Origin of the sequence: Methanolobus tindarius DSM 2278 (assembly GCF_000504205.1) — an archaeon.
Classification (GTDB): domain Archaea; phylum Halobacteriota; class Methanosarcinia; order Methanosarcinales; family Methanosarcinaceae; genus Methanolobus; species Methanolobus tindarius.
This window is the reverse complement of the sequence record NZ_AZAJ01000001.1, coordinates 1,697,485-1,716,056: the sequence shown is the minus strand read 5'-3', so window position 1 is coordinate 1,716,056 and position 18,572 is coordinate 1,697,485. Positions and strand designations below refer to the sequence as shown.

18 protein-coding genes are annotated in these 18,572 nt (G+C 39.6%); 6 read left to right on the top strand and 12 right to left on the bottom strand.

Features of this window, described 5'->3' with window-relative positions; genetic code table 11:
• Window positions 1-20: 20 nt before the first annotated feature.
• From METTI_RS08305 to METTI_RS08290, 4 genes are all read right to left on the bottom strand, one after another.
• Complete coding sequence (locus METTI_RS08305) at window positions 21-5,630, bottom strand: S-layer protein domain-containing protein (RefSeq protein WP_156916264.1); 5,610 nt, start codon at window positions 5,628-5,630, stop codon at window positions 21-23.
• Window positions 5,631-5,903: 273 nt separating this feature from the next.
• On the bottom strand, window positions 5,904-6,344 hold the full coding sequence (locus METTI_RS08300; protein ID WP_023845372.1) for a hypothetical protein: 441 nt from the start codon (window positions 6,342-6,344) through the stop codon (window positions 5,904-5,906).
• A gap of 242 nt (window positions 6,345-6,586) precedes the next feature.
• Window positions 6,587-7,627: a DUF2278 family protein gene (locus tag METTI_RS08295; RefSeq protein ID WP_023845371.1), complete on the bottom strand. Its 1,041-nt coding sequence runs from the start codon at window positions 7,625-7,627 to the stop codon at window positions 6,587-6,589.
• 64 nt (window positions 7,628-7,691) lie between these two features.
• The gene (locus METTI_RS08290; protein ID WP_023845370.1) at window positions 7,692-8,162 is read right to left on the bottom strand and encodes a GIY-YIG nuclease family protein; all 471 of its coding nucleotides are present in this window, start codon (window positions 8,160-8,162) and stop codon (window positions 7,692-7,694) included.
• Between the two features lie 109 nt (window positions 8,163-8,271).
• Here METTI_RS08290 and METTI_RS08285 point away from each other — a divergent pair, with 109 nt between their 5' ends.
• Window positions 8,272-8,631 (top strand): carboxymuconolactone decarboxylase family protein, encoded by a 360-nt coding sequence (locus METTI_RS08285; RefSeq protein WP_023845369.1) that lies wholly within the window; start codon window positions 8,272-8,274, stop codon window positions 8,629-8,631.
• Window positions 8,632-8,640: 9 nt separating this feature from the next.
• On the opposite strand, the gene METTI_RS08280 is transcribed toward METTI_RS08285, so the two are convergent.
• Complete coding sequence (locus METTI_RS08280) at window positions 8,641-8,928, bottom strand: DUF1294 domain-containing protein (protein WP_023845368.1); 288 nt, start codon at window positions 8,926-8,928, stop codon at window positions 8,641-8,643.
• 117 nt (window positions 8,929-9,045) lie between these two features.
• On the opposite strand from METTI_RS08280, the gene METTI_RS08275 reads away from it, so the two are divergent.
• Window positions 9,046-9,462 carry a cupredoxin domain-containing protein gene (locus METTI_RS08275; protein ID WP_023845367.1) on the top strand — a complete coding sequence of 139 codons (417 nt, stop codon included), beginning with the start codon at window positions 9,046-9,048 and terminating at the stop codon, window positions 9,460-9,462.
• Window positions 9,463-9,490: 28 nt separating this feature from the next.
• On the opposite strand, the gene msrB is transcribed toward METTI_RS08275, so the two are convergent.
• Window positions 9,491-9,910, bottom strand: coding sequence for a peptide-methionine (R)-S-oxide reductase MsrB (gene msrB, locus METTI_RS08270; protein WP_023845366.1), 420 nt, complete (start codon window positions 9,908-9,910; stop codon window positions 9,491-9,493).
• 184 nt (window positions 9,911-10,094) lie between these two features.
• Between msrB and METTI_RS08265 the strand changes: the two genes are divergently transcribed.
• The 3 genes from METTI_RS08265 (at window position 10,095) to gpmI (ending at window position 13,581) form a co-directional block, all read left to right on the top strand.
• Window positions 10,095-10,424: a hypothetical protein gene (locus METTI_RS08265; protein ID WP_023845365.1), complete on the top strand. Its 330-nt coding sequence runs from the start codon at window positions 10,095-10,097 to the stop codon at window positions 10,422-10,424.
• Window positions 10,425-10,549: 125 nt separating this feature from the next.
• On the top strand, window positions 10,550-11,986 hold the full coding sequence (locus METTI_RS08260) for an MATE family efflux transporter (RefSeq protein WP_023845364.1): 1,437 nt from the start codon (window positions 10,550-10,552) through the stop codon (window positions 11,984-11,986).
• Window positions 11,987-12,033: 47 nt separating this feature from the next.
• Window positions 12,034-13,581: a 2,3-bisphosphoglycerate-independent phosphoglycerate mutase gene (gpmI, locus tag METTI_RS08255; protein WP_023845363.1), complete on the top strand. Its 1,548-nt coding sequence runs from the start codon at window positions 12,034-12,036 to the stop codon at window positions 13,579-13,581.
• Window positions 13,582-13,627: 46 nt separating this feature from the next.
• Here gpmI and fen read toward each other — a convergent pair whose 3' ends face one another.
• The 3 genes from fen to METTI_RS08240 form a co-directional block, all read right to left on the bottom strand.
• Window positions 13,628-14,644 (bottom strand): flap endonuclease-1, encoded by a 1,017-nt coding sequence (fen, locus tag METTI_RS08250; RefSeq protein ID WP_023845362.1) that lies wholly within the window; start codon window positions 14,642-14,644, stop codon window positions 13,628-13,630.
• Window positions 14,645-14,676: 32 nt separating this feature from the next.
• The gene (locus tag METTI_RS08245) at window positions 14,677-14,991 is read right to left on the bottom strand and encodes a hypothetical protein (protein ID WP_023845361.1); all 315 of its coding nucleotides are present in this window, start codon (window positions 14,989-14,991) and stop codon (window positions 14,677-14,679) included.
• A 102-nt stretch (window positions 14,992-15,093) separates the two neighbouring features.
• Complete coding sequence (locus tag METTI_RS08240; RefSeq protein ID WP_023845360.1) at window positions 15,094-15,417, bottom strand: hypothetical protein; 324 nt, start codon at window positions 15,415-15,417, stop codon at window positions 15,094-15,096.
• Window positions 15,418-15,538: 121 nt separating this feature from the next.
• Here METTI_RS08240 and METTI_RS08235 point away from each other — a divergent pair, with 121 nt between their 5' ends.
• A complete protein-coding gene (locus tag METTI_RS08235; protein WP_023845359.1) occupies window positions 15,539-16,486 on the top strand; it encodes a presenilin family intramembrane aspartyl protease PSH in 948 nt (315 codons plus the stop codon).
• A 35-nt stretch (window positions 16,487-16,521) separates the two neighbouring features.
• Here the strand turns inward: METTI_RS08235 and METTI_RS08230 are convergent, their stop codons facing one another.
• Genes METTI_RS08230 through METTI_RS08220 form a run of 3 tightly spaced genes read right to left on the bottom strand, consistent with a single transcriptional unit; the run spans window position 16,522 to window position 18,572 of the window.
• On the bottom strand, window positions 16,522-16,989 hold the full coding sequence (locus METTI_RS08230) for a carboxymuconolactone decarboxylase family protein (RefSeq protein WP_023845358.1): 468 nt from the start codon (window positions 16,987-16,989) through the stop codon (window positions 16,522-16,524).
• A 48-nt stretch (window positions 16,990-17,037) separates the two neighbouring features.
• On the bottom strand, window positions 17,038-17,976 hold the full coding sequence (locus METTI_RS08225) for a methanogenesis marker 7 protein (protein WP_023845357.1): 939 nt from the start codon (window positions 17,974-17,976) through the stop codon (window positions 17,038-17,040).
• Window positions 17,976-18,572 (bottom strand): methanogenesis marker 17 protein, encoded by a 597-nt coding sequence (locus tag METTI_RS08220; protein ID WP_023845356.1) that lies wholly within the window; start codon window positions 18,570-18,572, stop codon window positions 17,976-17,978. The genes METTI_RS08225 and METTI_RS08220 overlap by 1 nt, the downstream gene beginning before the upstream one ends.

Below are 18,572 nucleotides of genomic sequence, written 5' to 3'. Positions count from 1 at the left end.
AAAAGAAAATAAACGGAGATTTAGCTCCGTTTTTTGTACGCAATAAATACACCTACAAGCAGAACTGAAATTCCTCCAATCATCATTAATATTCCAGTAAAGCTGTCAGATTCTGGTTCAGTTTCTGTATCCTCAGTGGATATATCATCTAATATTACATCAGACACTGATTTCTGAATATCTTCCACTGTCTCAGTTACTTCTGCTTCCGACCCGATTGCAAATGGAGAAAAACCAGGAGTCTGGCTCTTAAAGTAAACAAAGTCAGCATCTTCTTCAGTAATAGATGTTGGAAGTGCATTCCATGAACCATCTGAATATCTGTAGAGTCTAACTGTACTTGCTTCGATATTGTTCTCTTCAAGCCATGATTTTTCAACCCTGAAAGTTACCATCAGGTTCTCAACATTGTCAGAGTTTACAAAACCAGACTTGCCAACCCAGATGTTCATCTGCTGGTAGATTGTTCCCGGGGCATCAATATAGGCAAAGGATGACCTGTTCTTCAGTACTTCTATGATAGTAGAGATAGTACCAGAGTTCTTAAGGGAATCAAACTCTACAGATGAGATTGCATTGCCTTCTTCATTGAACTCATAACTGATATGTGAGTCTTTATTGACAAAGATACTCTCTACTTCTTTAACGAAAACATTCTCGTACTTCTCACCGGTAGTGCCACCTCCGCCTCCACCACCTGAGGAGCCGCTGCTACTACCTGAAGATGTTACGGAATCCGAGGGTATCGTATATACAGCATACTCATGACCACCGGCAACCACGCCGCTTTTATAAACATCACTGAGGGAATAGTCATAAATTATAATGGCTATATGGACAACTGGAAGAGTACCATTGCTGACAGATTCAAGATATACCTCTATCGTGGAGCCATCCTCAAAATTGAATTCATAAGAATCACCTTCGTTGATAAGGAAATTATCTACTTCGACTCCATTCCTATACACATAGAATGAAGCTGAATCTGCGCTTGGGAAAGCATCTGTCACATCAATGACAAAGTTATTAATCTGGTATCCATCACCGGTTGTAATTGAACCGTCGTATAGTTTCAGGCCGGAACTTACAATAACCCCATACATTGAAAAGTGGGTCACATATGTGGTCCAACATTCTTTCCCATCAATTATTTCTATCGAAGTTGGACATGCATCCCAGTTATCTGTTGATTCATTATAATAGCAGATTAAAACATCTTTTTTAGCTATTCCTTCTGGCAGAACAAATGAATCTACAGGTATTGCTATCATAGCATCTGACATGTTTCCGGCAAGAATATCATCCAATTCTACATCAAGGAAATAAAGACCAATTGACCTATTTGTCAGATTCACCATTGGATCTTCACTCTCTGTCAGAATCATGGTACCGGTAGTACCATTTGTTCCATTGAAAGTAATTGACATACCGGATTCACTACTGTTGAACTTGCACTGACCATCTTCATAAGATATTGTTTCAATACGAATCACTGAACTGCTGCCACCTATATTTCCTGCAAGGTCAGTTCCAGTTACATTTACAGTAAAGAGATTATCAGCCCCGATTGGGAAATAACCAATCCACTTATCACTTTCCAATGTCACATTAATCAGCATAGAGTTTACTTCAACCACAGGAGAACCAATGATTGGTTCTGAAGCCGTTACAGAAACTTTCCGGTGGGTGTTGTTATGCTGGGAAGTGGTTAACATGAATAACGGCAATATTTGATCAACTACAGTTACACTTGCTGAAACTTTATCGGACCAAGCACGATCATCATCCTGAACCTGGAAGTAGATTGTATGAGTACCAACTGAAAGATCACTGGTGTTAAAACTTGATGAATCACTTAACCAGCCATCAATACTTGATGTCCACCAATAGTCTATCACCGTACCGTCATTGTCAATGCCACTCCCTGCAAATGATACTGATTCTCCTTCTTTAGAAGGGTTTGGTGAGATTGATGAGATTACAGCTATGGGCTTCTCATTGGGTACTATTTTCATTATTTCGTATTCAATAAATGGATAGTACCTCAATTCAGAATCATCTGCTACCTGCAGATACAGACCAGGGGCAATTTCAATTACATCATCGGCACCTAGAAGGATTATACCAGAGTTATACATAACAATAGTATCTGAAACACTATCAACTTCTAATTCACCGAATTCATCACCTGCTTCAATTGAGAGTATGTCCTGATAGTCAATTAGATAGAGACCATCAATGACAACAAAACTGCCTTGTAAATCCTCTGAAACTTCTGAGACACGCACTCTGGATACTATAACATCATCCTGACTTCCAACATCTGTGTCATAATCCCATGTTTCTTCACCGGCTGTGACATCAATTACTTCATCCTCAATGAACACACCATCTTTAGATAACTTCATCCATACCTTGTCGCCTTCTACATCAATTTGCTTTGCAGTCAGTTCATACCCATTTGAAAGCTCAAATACGGAACCTGCTCTGAGAACGTGATTGCCATTGCTGTCAACAAGTAATTTCACAATCTCACCAGAATCCGTATCAGAGAGAGAAACATATTTCTCACCGAAAAGACCCAGAGCAGGGTATGTATCATTATAGATAGGTGAATCTTCACTTGCAAAGTCGGCTTCATAATCCACCTGTACAATTGAAGTGTTGTAAACAAGGTAGTCTTCTTCAATAGTTCTTCCGCAAATATCGAATATTGTAAGAGCTTCGGAGCCTATATCATCATCAAGATCATACAGGAATCCTGCAAAGTTCTGAGTTGTCCAGGAAGACGGATCGGTAGCAACATTTCCTCTTAACTCATAAGTTCCTGATTCTGTACATTCTTTCATAAGATAGAAACGTAGGTCATCATCGTCTGCTACTTTGAATTTCATACCCTCCGCCAGATCAACGGTTTCATCCTTAGTAAGAGTTAAAGATTCGGAATTTTTCATCACAAGTGTATCAGAAACGCTGTCAATTTCAAGTTTACCAAATTCATCACCTGTTTCAACTTCAAAAATATCCTCGTAATTCAGAAGCCAAAGACCTTCAACAATTACAAGACTTTCGATCTGTCCCTGGAAAACATCAGTGACGAGCACTCTGAAGACTATTACACCATCCTGACTTCCAACATCCACTTTATAATCCCAGGTTGCTTCCCCAGATGTGATATCAATAATTTCATCCCCAATAAGCTCACCATTCCTGGATAACTCCAAATAAACTTTGTCACAGTCAATATCAATCTGAGTCACAGTCAATTCATATCCATTTGGAAGCTCAAGAATAGAGCCTGCTCTAAGGGTGTATTTGTCATCTGTGTCAACAAGAAGACATGTGAATTCTCCTGCGTCATCATCAGATATTGGAACATATTTATCTCCAAAAAAACCGATGATAGGGTAAGTATCCCCTGTGGGAGATGAATCTTCGCTTACAAAATCAGCTTCATATTCTACCTGCACAATTACAGGTTCATACCTAAGTTCACCTTCTGGAATGGTTCTTCCTTCTATGCTGGAAATTGTAAGAACTTCAGAACCAAAATTATCATCAAAATCATACCAGAACGCTGAGAAATTCTCAGGTGCTATCACTATACCAGATAAGCCTGAGATAACAGGACTTCGGAAGTCCAGACCACCAGCAACCACAGGATCCTTTTGAACGATCCATTCCCATTCCTGAACAACACTATTGTTCTCATTTGAAGCAACCATCTTTACAGTGTGTTCTCCGTATGAAGGTGGTAAAGTGCAGTATGAAGCACATATTGAAGATAAATTAGACTGCGAGTAGATACCATCAATGAACCAGTTAATATTTGCTATTTGATTCAGACTTATTTCTAAAAGCTTAGATTCACTTTCGTAACCTGTGATACTAGTTGACGGACTGAAGGATTCGATCTCCAACCGATTCTGCCCCATGTCCACTTCAACAAATGGATAGTATCTCAAATCAGAGTTATCTGCTACCCATAAATTGATAGTAGGAGCAAGTTCAATTATATCTCTCTCATTGAGAACAATTGGACCTGAGTTATACATCTGAATACCAGCATCCCACATTGTGTCAACTATAAGTTCTCCAAATTCATCACTTGGTCCTATTGAAAATATATCCTGATAGTCGATAAGATAGAGACCATCCACAATAACAAAACCACCTTCATCATCTTCTGAAACTCCAGTGACGTGTACTCTGGAAACAATGACACCATCCTGGTTTCCAACATCTGTACCATAGTCCCAAGTTGCTTCACCGGCGGTGACATTGACTACTTCATTTTCAATGAAGGCACCGTCCCTAGAAAGTTCCATATAGACCTTGTCAGCTGCCAAATCAATTTGTTTTACAGTCAATTTATACCCATTTGAAAGATCAAGGGAGGAACTGGTCCTGAGAATATGAACGTCACTGCTATCAACAAGCAGCCTCACAAGCTCACTTGGAGTTGCATCTGAGAGGGATACGTATATTTCACCGAAAAAACTCAGAACAGGGTAAGTGTCAGTATAAAGAGAGGAATTTTCACTTTCAAAATTAGCTTCGTAGTCCACCTGTACAATTGAAGTATTGTAAATGAGGAAACCTTCATCAATTGTTCTTTCATAAATATTGGATATTGTAAGAGTTTCAGAACCAACATTATCATCAAGATTATACATAAATCCTGCAAAGTTCTGGGCCGTCCAAGAAGACGGACCAGTAACAACATTTCCTCTTAACTCATAAGTTCCTGATTCTGTACATTCTTTCATAAGATAGAAACGTAGGTCATCATCGTCTGCCACTTTGAATTTCAGACTCTCTGCCAGATCAACCGTCTCGCCTTTACTCAAAGCTAAAGGTTTGTGGTTCAGCATTACGATACTATCGGAAACACTGTCAACTTCAAGTTTACCAAATTCATCAGATGTCCCTACTTCCATGATGGTCTCATAATCCATAAGCCAGAGACCTTCAATAACTACAAGATTATCGACCTGACCCTGGAAGATATCAGTAATAAGTGCTCTAAAGACAATTACATCATCCTGATTTCCAACATCTATATCATAATCCCAGGTTGCTTCGCCAGATGTGATATCAATAAATTCATCATCAATAAACTTACCATTCTTGGTTAACTCCAACAATACTTTGTCGCCTTCTACATCAATATCCACTGCAGTCAATTCATATCCATTTGAAAGCTCGAGAGGGGAACTAACACGGAGTGTGTACTTGTCATCTGTGTCAAGAAGAAGATTTACAAGTTCTCCTGCATCATCATCAGATGTAGGAATATATTTGTCTCCAAAAAGACTGATTACAGGGTAGGTATCAGCTGTGGATGATGAAACTTCACTTGCAAAGTCAGCCTCATATTCTACCTGTACAATTGATGACCTATAAGCAAGGAAATCTTCTTCAATTGTTCTTCCATAAATATTGTATATTGTAAGGGATTCAGAAACTATATTATCATCAATATCATACCAGAATCCCGAAAAATTCTCCGGTGTTATAACTATATTAGATGAGCCTGAAATTACAGGACTTCTAATTTCACTATAATCATCGATCCCATCGTCAGTCGCATTTGCAACACCAGTGCTCAGGAATGCTAAAATTAGCATTAAATCTATAAATATTATTTTAAAATTAACCACTGTACCACCATTATTGAAGATAGAGAAAATAAAGAACTATTAATATAAAGTTTTTCTGGAATCTACAATTTTTTGAACAGATTTAATAAAAACCCTGAAATATATGTGAATAAAAAAATGAAACGTATCTGCCATAAGAGGTTAACTTATGGATAAAACACTGAAAAATTATCTTTTCATCAAAAAACAGAGAGGAAGTAAAATGATATGTGGAAATACCACATATCCAAAATAACATCTTCAGTAAGATGCGTGGATCTTAGCTTCAAGAGTTGTGTCTTTGGCTTCACTCCACGTTACATCGAGTGAGATATTTGCTTTAAAACCGGTCTTGTGCTTGAAACTTATTTTGTCACCTTTCTTTACACCTTTTTTATTCAGGATAGTATGACTGCCGTCTTTAACAACAATATCCCAGGTGCCTTCGTCAGGAGATGTGATCTCAAAACTACCGGAAATTGTAACCCATGCTGTTGTCTGGGAAACTGACTGATGGCCTTTTCCATTTTTGACATTAAGCTTGAAAGTGATATCTTTACTTGCTCCAAGAATCACTTCTTCCTGGGACAGCTTCATCAGTTTCTCTAACTGGGCATCAGTAATACCAATATGTGCCATAATATCATTATGTACAGCAGTCATTGTTCCGGCAAGTTCTGTATTTTCTAATTGTCCTGTCATTTTTGTATCTCTCCTGTTTGAACCTTTTACCAGCTGCATCGGAATTCCATTCAAACAAATGTACTCTCATTTTATCAAAGCAAGGAAAGTAAATTTGATTGTACTTTCTGAATATATGTTGCTTAATATAAAACAGTGTTGGATATTTTTAATTGGACATAAAAATATAAATTGGAGATAAACCAGAAGAACAATAGAAAAATAAAATAAGAAAAGAGGAACGGAAAAATGAATAGCAATGGTCAGAACACAATAGTCCAGCCGGACCTGACTTCTCTACTGCTGTACTTCACTTCATGCATGAGCGTTCCCTGATTATCATAAAGGCTGATGGTTCCACCGCCGTTTGAGAGAATAACTCCCTTCCCGGAGAACAATATTCTTGTCCCCGAACCTGCTCGTATCTTGCCTTTAATGTTTGACTTACGACCTGATGCATCTTTAAGTGACCATCCTGCAAGATCAATTGTTTTTGGAGAAGCATTGAAAAGTGTCACGGATTCTTTACCGGAATCAACTCCCTCCGGATTAACAAGAGCCCCTACTATCAGTACAGAACCTGCCTCTGTAGACTCGGGTTCTTCAACCTCACATGTTTGTGATGAGGTTTCAGGTACTTTTTGAGGAACATCAGGCAAACAGTGCCCGGTCGTGTCATCCGTATTGAAACACTGTGACTGGAAAGCCAGGAAAATAGCAACCCAACGGTTTTCTTCCGGTAAGTGAATGAGCAGACCTCCGTCCTGGCACGGTGCATCATCATCCTGCCACTTTTCAGAATTACCCTGGTTCATATGAATATCATGAATTCCACTGCCTGGCCTGAAACCAAAGAAACTGTCTGGTAAAAAGGATTCCGGACCCCATCTTTCTCCAAATGCATAGAGCATACCGTTATCCATAGCAGCAGCTTTCTCAACATATTTCTGGATAAGTTCATTTAGGTCATTGGACGGACCAGGAACATCACATTCCAGCGGCACCATTTTTGATGTATCAAAAAGTCCTCCACGGACATAATCTAAACGCAGGTCCCTTGATGAACGGTCAAGGCTTTTGTAACCCATTTCAAGAGAACCAAGCTTTTCAATTATAGGATGACTGAAGTTATCATCTGCAAAATAAAGCAATTCAGAAGGTGCAACTTTCGAATTAATATTCACAGCTATGCGGTGTTCATTTTTTCCATCATCAACAAGAATCTGGTAATGAGCACTTTTTCCTTTTCCTCGTTTGCAGTCTTTTGGCTTAGCTTTCAATATCCCATAATTTTCAAGAGACATAATGGAACTTATTCTGCAACTGATTTAAAAGTTTTCCGCATAATATTTCCTGATTGCAGAACCACTAGACAAAATGTGCAACTTTGAATTTCAATCCAGGTTTATTAAATGAATCTTTGATTAAAGACAAAGGACGTTTTTTACTGTAAAAAAGATGAGAAGAACAGCTGCAATCGCCTGCTCCAAAACCCTGGATAGAATTGTTAAAAACGGATTTTAGTTTTCCTGCAAGTTCACATTCAATCGGTTTGTCAGTAATTGCATATACCACAGATATTAGTTCAAATTCCTGTGAAACCGAAAGATAATCCACATGCCAGCGTGGTTTTTTGTTTTTATCTAATGATAGCAGCACATGTCGTTTCAGTCTTTTAAGACCTCCACTTCCAAGTGCAGAACCAACATATATATAGTAACCTTTTGAAAATCCAATCTTTTTAAGGCTACCTGCATCCAGAATGCAGTTTCTAGTTCTGAATATGAGACAATAAACACCTTTTTCAGAAATATCCGGAAAATTCCTTTTATCCTGCATATTAAAGAAAGAGCAAAGAAAGCATTAAATTGTTTCCTGCCAAACCTTCATTGATAAATCTAGAGGTTATAAAAAACATAGATTCAAAATCAAAAGAAGGGAAGAATAAATGCCAGATGAAATAAAGGAAGCAAAAGATGTGAAAGGTTTCCAGCCAAGGGCTGTGACCTATGCAAAAAAGATGGATGACGATTTCTCAGAAGCTGTAGCCGGATTATATAGTTCTGTCTGGGAAGAAAAAGAAGGTGGACTCTCCAAGAAACAGAAACATCTTCTGGTATTTGCAATTGCATGCTCAAATCAGAAAACAAAAAGTGCTGTGAAGATCCTCCAGAGACTGAAGAAATATGGAGTAACCGCACAGGAAATAAAGGACGTCATGATGATAGCAGCCTGGACCAGCGGTATTCAGAATTTCACTAATTTAAGCCCCGAAGTCCTTAAAGAAATGGAGAGACTGGAATTCTGAGCTTTCGTCTCAATTTAAGGCGTATAATGGAAGCAGAAAGCGTATCAAAACATAGATTTGAATTAGCAGTATAAGAGGCATTCCTATTGTAAAGGAGCTATGCTTTGTCTTATGACGAAAACGATACATCCCTGCAATAGAACCTATACTGCCACCGATTACCGCAATTGTAAACAGGGTTTTTTCAGGAATCCTGAAAGCATCTTTTTTTGCTTTTCTTTTATCAGCCCACATAAGGTAAAATCCTATTAGATTTACCAGCAGCAAATACATAAGGATTATAAAGGATGTTTCCATAGCCTTTATTTCACTATAAGCCGTATAAATTTTCCGGGAACAGGATATAAAATCGCTGCCTGAGATAAAAGGCGGCTTTTTTAATTAAACTAAAACTCAGAAACTGGGTGGTATAATATGACAAAAAAGTGGCTGATATTAATTACAATACTTATGCTTGCAGGTGTGCTTGTCAGCGGATGTGCCGACACTGCAGATGATGATACTGCAATGGAAGAAGAAAATGCTGAGGAAACAACAGCAGATGATGTTGAAGAAGTTGCTGTGGTTGGGGACGGTGTAGACCATGGTATCAGAATGGAATACTATGGGATGATGAAACCTTCTGAAATAGAAATAAACAGAGGGGACACACTTGTATGGACAAATTACAAACCACAGAATACTTTTGTGCTTGTAAGCGATGATGGGCTCTTTGAAGACCAGGAAATGTATGTCCACGACACATATGATTACACTTTCATGAACACCGGCACTTACACATTCAGTGTTGTTGATGTTCCTGATATGACTCTTACAGTAACAGTAAACTAATCAGAGGTGCAAACCTCTGAACATTACTTTACTCCTCTTTTTTAAAATCCAGTGAAATGGAATTCATGCAGTATCTTTTTCCGGTGGGTGCGGGTCCGTCATCAAAAACATGACCAAGGTGACTTCCACAACGGCTGCAGACAACTTCTGTTCTTTTCATGAAATGACTGTTATCTTCTTTCAGTGAGACTTTATCCTCTGAAATCGGTTTGAAATAACTTGGCCAGCCGGTACCTGAATCGTATTTTGCATCTGAACTGAACAGTTCCTGACCGCAGGCTGCACACAAATAGGTACCCTTTTCCTTATTCGCATAATATTTTCCAGTAAAAGCTACTTCTGTGCCTTTTTGTCTTAATACTATGAACTGATCTTTTGTCAGTATTTCTTTCCATTGCTCGTCCGATTTTTCAATAGTATCTGACACATCTGCCGTCTTATCTGCCATATTTAAACTCCCATTTAAATGGAGTAGATATCAGATAAAAAGATATCGTGGTGAAGAAGGCAATAAGAAGAGAAAGTGTAGATTTCGCAGATAAATATAAATATTATTTTTGAGAAAATAAATACTGTTGAACAAGATCACAAATTAGAGTTCAATATTTGGGTAAACTCACAGGGGAAATTACATGTCGGATTGGATTAACTACTATGAAGACAACAAGCAGACAGCATTAATGAGAATAAATAACATGGCTCTTTCCACTGGTTACAGCCGTGAACTCAACTGCTGGGTAAACAAATACCTCGATCCTTTTTCAGTTGCAAGAGCAATCTCTGAGGAGAGAAAAGAAAATCTGGATCCCTTTTCAAGAATTCGTATGGAAGCAGAAAAGGATCTTGAATTTACTGTTCTCAGGGCAAATAACAGGGATAGAAGAAACGGTGAAATCATTTTCTTTGAAAGCAACCTCTTGCTTATGTTTAATCTGATGCTCAAACACATAAGGACTGCATAAGCCATTTTAAGGATGATCTTCCCAATAAATCTGAAATAAAATCATCAGAAAAAGCGTAAGAAAAGGGATAAATACACCTATTTCACCTATTAGTTGCATCCCTTTTCGGGAAGAAGGCATGCTCATTGCACGAACGAAGTAAACTCTTAGCTGATGAAAGCATAGGTAAACTCCTTTTCAAATTATCCGCACCTGCCACAGTGGGAATGCTGGTACAGGCCCTTTACAACATTGTGGATACTGTTTTTGTAGGTCAGGCCCTTGGAGAGAACAGTGTTCAGGGAATTGCCGGAATATCCATAGCTTTCCCGATAATGATGGTCATCATGGCTATTGCACTTGCCATTGGAATTGGCGGAGCTTCTATGATATCCCGAAGTCTTGGTGAAGGAAATCAGGAAAGAGCAGAGAACGTAATGGGAAACGTACTCTCACTTGTCCTTATTATGAGTTTATTTATCATAATTGCAGGTAGTATTTATCTTACGCCGCTTCTGAAATTATTCGGAGCAACTGACACTATTTTACCTTATGCCACCGAATACATGACAGTGATATTGCATGGATCAGGGTTTTTCATGTTTGCACTCGCCATGAACAATGTTGTGCGTTCCGAGGGAAATGCCAAAGTTGCAATGTACACAATGCTTATCTCGGCCCTTGTAAATGTCATACTTGATCCGTTGTTTATTTTCAAGTCAGGATACATTGAATTTAATTTCCTTGCAGATAAACTGGGAACCACAGTCCAGCCATTATACCTGCATGGTTTCGGACTTGGAGTAAAAGGTGCAGCTATTGCAACAATTCTTGCACAGGCTACAGGAGCCTTATTCCTTATATGGTATTTTGCTTCGGGAAACTCCAGTCTTCGTTTCCGTTTGAAGAATCTCATACCGAGATTTGATATTGCCTTTGAAAGTATTTCCATAGGAATGGGACCTCTTGCAAGAAACGCATCAAGCAGTCTTGTGGTTATTGTGCTGAATAATATACTACTGATATATGGTGGAGGAGATGTTGCAATTGCAATTTTTGGTGTTGTAAACCGTCTTTTCATGTTCACATTCATGCCGATGTACGGTATAGTTCAGGGACTGCAACCAATCGTTGGTTTCAACTATGGAGCCAGAAACTTTTCCAGGGTAATGGAATCAGTAAAACTCTCCATGATGGTAACTACCACAATTGCTGTGGCTGGTTTCATTGTACTCCTTGTTTTTCCGGGACAGCTTTTTGGCATATTTACTTCAGATCAGCAACTGATATCATCAGGAGCATCTGCCACCAGAATAATGATACTTGCACTTCCACTGGTGGGTTTTCAGGTTGTAGGAGCTTCACTCTACCAGGCCATAGGAAAAGCATTACCATCCTTCTTCCTTGCCATGAGCAGACAGTTGTTGTTCCTTATTCCACTGGTGATTATTCTTCCACACTTCTTTCAGCTTACAGGTGTATGGCTGGCATTTCCACTATCAGACAGCCTTTCATTTTTGCTCACATTCATGCTGGTGTTGAGAGAATTTAAGATCCTTACAAGGCTTGAAAATGGCTCCTGATTAGCCGATACAATGCATTTAAAAGTAATCGGAACAATTCAGAATTCATGTCATATGAGAATGGACCGCTTTTACTTATGATACTTGATGGCTGGGGCTACACTACCGAAGAGAAAGGAAATGCAGTAATGACTGCAAATACCCCGGTGCTTGATTCTCTTGTGGAAAAATATCCTTCATGCTTACTACAGGTTTCAGGAGAGGGCGTTGGACTTCCTGAAGGACAGATGGGAAACTCAGAAGTTGGACACCTGAACATTGGAGCTGGAAGAATAATCTACCAGGATCTTACACGCATTAACAAAGACATAAAAGAAGGTTCTTTTTTCAAAAATCAGGTTTTGCTTGAATCTATGGGAAACGTGAAGAAAAACAACTCTGCACTGCACCTTATGGGACTTTTCTCATACGGAGGCGTTCACAGTCACATGGACCACATGAGAGCACTTGTGGAAATGGCAAAGAAAGAAGGTGTTGAAAGAGTTTACATTCACACATTCCTTGATGGCAGAGACGTGCCACCTCAGACTGCACTTGAAGACATGAAAGCTCATGAGGAATTCTGCAAGAGCACAGGCATTGCAAAGACTGCAACTGTAAGCGGCAGATATTATGCAATGGACCGTGACAAACGCTGGGACCGTATACAACTGGCATACGATGCACTAACACTTGGGGAAGGAATCCTTGCAGATGACGCTGTTTCAGCAGTAAGTATGGCTTACGAAAGGGGCGAAAATGACGAGTTTGTAAAGCCCACTGTTGTTACCGATGAAGATGGTAAGCCTGTTGCAACTGTTAAGGATGGAGATTCAGTTATCTTTTTCAATTTCCGTCCGGACAGGGCAAGACAGATGACATATGCATTTGTGAACGATGATTTTGATGGTTTTGAGAGAAAAGTAAAGCCTGAAGTTCACTACGTCTGCATGGCTGAATATGATGAGAATCTGGATATTCCAATAGCATACCCACCAGAGACCATTACTAACACACTTGGTGAAGTCCTCAGCAAGAATAATAAAAAACAGCTCCGTATAGCTGAAACTGAAAAGTATGCTCACGTTACATTCTTCTTCAACGGCGGTGTGGAAAAGGAGAATGAAGGAGAGGACAGATGTCTTGTATCTTCACCCGATGTTGCAACATACGATCTCAAACCTGAAATGAGTGCACACGAAGTTACAGAGAAACTTGTGGAAAAGATACAGTCCGGCAAGTATGATGCCATAATTCTCAACTTTGCCAACATGGATATGGTTGGTCACACCGGAATTGTGGATGCAGCCATTAAAGCAATTGAAGCTGTGGATGAATGTGTTGGCAAGATCATCAATGCAATTATCGAACAAAATGGAGCTGCACTTATAACAGCAGACCACGGTAATGCTGAGAAGATGATAGATTACAATACCGGCAAGCCACACACTGCACACACATCAAATCCTGTAAGATGTCTTCTTGTAAATGGTCCGGAAGGAGCAAAACTTAAGGATGGAAAGCTTTCCGACCTTGCACCAACAATGCTTGAGATTATGAAAATAGAACAGCCTGCCGAGATGACAGGAGTTTCACTTATCTCTAAAAGCAACTGAATCTAAAAACCAGGCTAAAATTGTGCTCTGGATTCTAAATAAAAATCTAGAACCATTTATCAAGGGTGCTCTGGCCGCTTCCTGATGAAGCTTCGAGGCGTTCCAGAGCCTTTGTAACCCTATCCTCTGAGAAATCGTGTTCTGTGCAGAGAAAATTAATTACCTCTGAAGAATTCGGTTTGTTCCATTTGAGGGAATAATCATTGGTCACCGGAGGGGATTTGAAAAACTCTTTTATCCCATCAAGATTCTCGATTTCCAGACCTTTTTCCTGAAGAATTCTCTCTATATTTCCGTGTTCTTTTACAAGCTTAAGAGCAGTCTTCGGACCAACTCCCTCGATACCATCATTATAATCGGTACCTACACAAAGAGCAATATCAATAAGTTGTGACTGGTCAATTCCCAGTTCATCCAGATTTTCCTGAAGGTCAATGAGTTCAGGTTTAACATCCACGTAGATGTTCTTCTTTGGGAGTTTTCGCTTACCTGAAACTGTAAGGTTCCTGACAACTTTAGGGGAACCAAAAAGCAGTGAATCATAATCCTGAGACGCTATCCTGTCTGCATCTCCTTTTTTAACCATGTAAGCTGCCTGTGCTTCACCTTCTGAAGGAGCATCAACATAAGGAATACCCATTGCAGCCAGTAGTTTCTTTGAGTCCTCAACAATTGTCGCATCAACTTTGGCAGATGCCTGGGCATATTTGTATGCTTCTTCAGCGAGTCCTTTTTCCTTTGCTTCAGCCCATTTTGCCTTAGCATTCTCACGGACTTCAGTACGCTTCTGAATAGTTGAAGATTTGAACTCAGGTGGCTTTCCATCGAAAACAAAAACAGGTTTCACTCCAGCTTCAACTATGTTGGTCATCCTGTAAAGAATACCAGACAGGTGCGATGTAACATTGCCCTGAGAATCTTTCAGGGGAGTTCCATCCCTCTGCCGGATGATACTTAAGAATTGATAAAGTGTGTTAAAGGCGTCTATAGCCACTGTATTTAATGAAAGGTCAGATACTTCGATCGTTCTCCTCTGAAGGAGATCTCCTATATCAACACCCATGAAGAATCGTATAATTTTGAAATTGAAACCTTTCAGGCTTCAGTTGTTATAAATCCATTGCATTCAAGTCTTACATCGATAACAGAATCATCATTTGCATCGATCTTTCCGACTTTAAGGATATTTCCTACCCTGTCAATTAGATGTGTTTTAGTAATCTGTACCTGGTGGATATCGTTTGTATCTCTGTTTTTGTGTACCACCACAAGACTGTGCTGATCAGTCTCATCCTTGCTTAACTTTGACATCATGTTCTTCACAAGCTGCTCAAAGTCAGAGTAGATAAGAATCTCAGAACATTTCCCGGCTTTTTTGATAATACCAATAGGTTCTAAATTAATGCGCATATACGCACCTCTTATAGATAGAAAATATTTCTCATCAATCTACTACAACCTAGTTAATATGGTTTTCGGAACTTAAAATAGTATCATCATAATGATAGTAAATTACCTGTACCTTCTCCTGTCCATTGAATCCATTACATCATCCATCTTGATAAGAACTTCATTCATACGTGCGTCAAGGTTATTTTCAACACTCTGAACATTGATCCTTAAAGAGCGCTCTTTTGCTTCAAGCATATTATCGATCTTACGCAGACGCATATCTACTAAAAGGATCATGCCCGCCAGCGCACCAACCATTACCATTGCAGAAAGTATAATCAAAGCATTTGCAGGACTGTATTTAAATCTGCCAAGCCATTCGTAAGTAAGTACAAACGAAGACACAACCATTACAACTGAGAATATTAGATCTCTGGTTTCCATTCTGTTCCCTCATTCTTAATATGGGCTGTTTTGCTATTTATATTATTTAACTTTACTTTTTTAAAGAGAATTACTTAAATACTGAACAGAGTATTTACTATACATAATTATATAATATTCAATGATTTATATATTTGGAGTTGCTGAGTTGAGTTCTGAAAAGACGGTAATCAAAGATTACGTTCCAATGCTTGTAATGGCGGGGATTATACTGGTAGTACAGATTACGGCGCTGCTTCTGGCTGCGCCAATGAATGCAAATGACATGCAGGCTTTTGAAGACCCAGACTCGACTTCAAATGCCATTTATTACATAGGATTAATTCTTGTATTCACTGGCTTTTTGCTACTGGCTATCAAAAAGAATATGGAATGGGTGATACAGTTAGTAATTCTGCTGGCTGTAGGAGCCACTATGTACTATGTCTTCTATGCACTGCTGTCACTTGTTGATATATCAGTCATGACAAACAACATTGTATCAGGTCTTGTGGCTGCCATACTCACGATACTACTCTACAAATTCCCGGAATGGTATGTCATTGACATAGTAGGACTTATCATCGGAGCCGGAGCAAGTGCTATATTTGGAATATCACTGTCAATCCTGCCGGTTATTGTACTTCTGACGCTGCTTGCGGTCTATGACGCAATTTCCGTTTACAAGACAAAGCATATGATAGACCTTGCAGAAGGAGTAATGGACCTTCACCTTCCAATCCTTTTTGTGATTCCAAAACACTTGAAGTACTCATTCATTGAGGATTCACTCAACAAGGAAGAAGGAAAGGAAAAAGAAGCATTCTTCATGGGACTTGGGGATGCTATAATGCCAACAATCCTGGTTGTTTCTGCAAATGTGTTCCTTGTGCAGAAAGCTACCATTGCATCAATTGGATTCATATCCTATCCTGCCCTTGGTGCAATGATAGGAACAATCATAGGATTCATGGCTCTGACAATACTGGTCATGAAAGGAAAACCACAGGCTGGTCTTCCATTCCTTAACAGTGGAGTCATACTGGGATATTTAGCTGGAGTGCTGCTCAGCGGAGCACCGCTCTACTAATCTTATTTTTAGATTTATTTAGAGAAAAAAATAACTCAGTCTTCCTCAGGAAGTTCTGAATTAATATTACATATTGAACAGTTTGCAGATGAGGGCACACCTTGTTCCTCGTCAGCAAAAGCATTGTCTACAGAACGAGTTCCTTCTGCAAGGACAGCTGCTGTTGAAACACTACTGGCTATGAGGACAGAATCAAATATTTCCTCTTTAGAAACGCCAAGTCTTTTTGCAACTCTTACATGGGTCTTCAGGCAGTGCTCACAACGAAGTGCCGATGCCACTGCAATGCTGATAAGTTCCACGGTCTTAGGGTCCATACGTTTGAATTCACGCATAACACTGTTCTCGTAGATCATTCTTGATATGAAAATTTCCGGCATATCCTTCATAAAATTAGTAATATAGGGAATTTCTCCATACCTTTTCTCAACATCAGCCAGAATTTCATCTACAGCATCTTCTGGCTCTTTGTCAAGAAGCTCTTTGATTTTTTCAAGTTCCATAATAACCCCGGATAAGTTTCAAACATCACAAACGTTTTTAATCAAAATTTAAGCCGTGAATCCGACCTCAGATTCACGTTTGATCTTGACCAATATATAATTTTTCATACGGGATTTTGTGATACTTGCCATATCAGAAAGTCTCACACCTTCATCAAATTCAAGATTCTCCACTCTTTCATGGAACTCATCATATGGAAGTTTCACACGCAATCCATCAAGCTGAAGTGTCACCGGTGCAGGAGAGAATACATCAAATATCTCAGGTATCTGTTCATGTATTTCTTTCATAACCCTTGGGGGGAGCACTGCAAGCGGATCCTTTGCAAGATCCTCACGCATCTTTTCAACGACTTCCACAACCTTCTCAAGCAGGTTGTCAAGTGAACCAAGTTCTCCCGGTTTTCTCAGACGATGGGCAACCCTGCCGATACCGCCAACATAGAGATCAGCACCAGCTACCTCCTCGGTCTTTACGTTGAGAGGACCTCCGGCAACGATCTTTGGAACTGTTACACCTTCAAGAAGCTTTGGTTTTTTGTTCTTGATACAATCTGCAAAAGTACCAAATGAGAATACAGCAAGGTCGTGCTCATTAATGAGTTTCCTCTCGTAGTTATCAGAAAGTGAGACCCTTCTGCCCATGCCTCTTGCAAGACCGAGCATATTGGTGTTTGCACCACCTCTGCGCATAAATTCTGCAACATCACAGGCAGAATGTGGTAGGTGATGGGATGCAAGAGTAGGAGAAACTACAGCGATCTCAGTTCCTGTGAGAGGTGCACGTTCCAGCTTGCCGAGAAGTTTCTTTCCAAGTTCTTCAATGAGATGAACATCGTCTCTTGGGATAAGCATCACAAGAGTAACTTCTGTAGCTGCCGGAACTTTCTGGATCAGATAGCCTCCTAGATCTTCCAGAAGTTCGGTGATGAGAGTATGCTGGTGAATTCCACCTTCGTAAATGTAAGGTTCAAGAACTGCTGCCATTATTCATCCTCCTGGAGTTCTGTTGCAATATCCTGTGCTTCCTGTATCCACTCTTTCTTGAGAATATCCTCTGTTGCAGCAAAAACAAAAACATGCTTATCCATTGAATGGTAGCGCACCCTGAAACCTTCGGGAGTTGCACGGATAGCCATTTCTACAAGTCTGGACTGGAGAGTCTTCTGAGGATCTGCAACAACGAGATTCCTAAGGAATTCTACTTCTTCATCAAGATTCTCTGCTGTAAGGATAAGGGTCTTCCTTTCAGGCTGGCGTACACCTGCACGTCCGTATTTTGCCCAGAGTTGTTCAAGTAATTGAGGAAGATATTTTTCCTGCTCAATTGAAATTGTGACTTCTTTAGTAAGATGGTTAGTAACATCCACGCTGCCCATATCAGATACTTTTACTGTTGGCTGTGTGCCTCTGAGGATTATAGCCATCATAAAAAGGGAATCCTCAGGTCTTACTCTCACTTTTATTCTTCCGATTGCACCGCCAAGAACCAGTTCAGTGATTATATCCGCAACTATGCTTTTGTAGGCATCTCCCTCCTCCGGTATCGTGGACTCTACAACGAAAGTCTCAAGAGGTTCCAT

Bases quoted from the DNA above. Each gene is read 5' to 3' on its own strand.
- METTI_RS08305 (WP_156916264.1), bottom strand. From the start codon at position 5,630: ATGCTAATTTTAGCATTCCTGAGCACTGGTGTTGCAAATGCGACTGAC.
- METTI_RS08300 (WP_023845372.1), bottom strand. From the start codon at position 6,344: ATGACAGGACAATTAGAAAATACAGAACTTGCCGGAACAATGACTGCT.
- METTI_RS08295 (WP_023845371.1), bottom strand. From the start codon at position 7,627: ATGTCTCTTGAAAATTATGGGATATTGAAAGCTAAGCCAAAAGACTGC.
- METTI_RS08290 (WP_023845370.1), bottom strand. From the start codon at position 8,162: ATGCAGGATAAAAGGAATTTTCCGGATATTTCTGAAAAAGGTGTTTAT.
- METTI_RS08285 (WP_023845369.1), top strand. From the start codon at position 8,272: ATGCCAGATGAAATAAAGGAAGCAAAAGATGTGAAAGGTTTCCAGCCA.
- METTI_RS08280 (WP_023845368.1), bottom strand. From the start codon at position 8,928: ATGGAAACATCCTTTATAATCCTTATGTATTTGCTGCTGGTAAATCTA.
- METTI_RS08275 (WP_023845367.1), top strand. From the start codon at position 9,046: ATGACAAAAAAGTGGCTGATATTAATTACAATACTTATGCTTGCAGGT.
- msrB (WP_023845366.1), bottom strand. From the start codon at position 9,910: ATGGCAGATAAGACGGCAGATGTGTCAGATACTATTGAAAAATCGGAC.
- METTI_RS08265 (WP_023845365.1), top strand. From the start codon at position 10,095: ATGTCGGATTGGATTAACTACTATGAAGACAACAAGCAGACAGCATTA.
- gpmI (WP_023845363.1), top strand. From the start codon at position 12,034: ATGTCATATGAGAATGGACCGCTTTTACTTATGATACTTGATGGCTGG.
- fen (WP_023845362.1), bottom strand. From the start codon at position 14,644: ATGGGTGTTGATATAGGAGATCTCCTTCAGAGGAGAACGATCGAAGTA.
- METTI_RS08245 (WP_023845361.1), bottom strand. From the start codon at position 14,991: ATGCGCATTAATTTAGAACCTATTGGTATTATCAAAAAAGCCGGGAAA.
- METTI_RS08240 (WP_023845360.1), bottom strand. From the start codon at position 15,417: ATGGAAACCAGAGATCTAATATTCTCAGTTGTAATGGTTGTGTCTTCG.
- METTI_RS08235 (WP_023845359.1), top strand. From the start codon at position 15,539: ATGATTTATATATTTGGAGTTGCTGAGTTGAGTTCTGAAAAGACGGTA.
- METTI_RS08230 (WP_023845358.1), bottom strand. From the start codon at position 16,989: ATGGAACTTGAAAAAATCAAAGAGCTTCTTGACAAAGAGCCAGAAGAT.
- METTI_RS08225 (WP_023845357.1), bottom strand. From the start codon at position 17,976: ATGGCAGCAGTTCTTGAACCTTACATTTACGAAGGTGGAATTCACCAG.
- METTI_RS08220 (WP_023845356.1), bottom strand. From the start codon at position 18,572: ATGGAACCTCTTGAGACTTTCGTTGTAGAGTCCACGATACCGGAGGAG.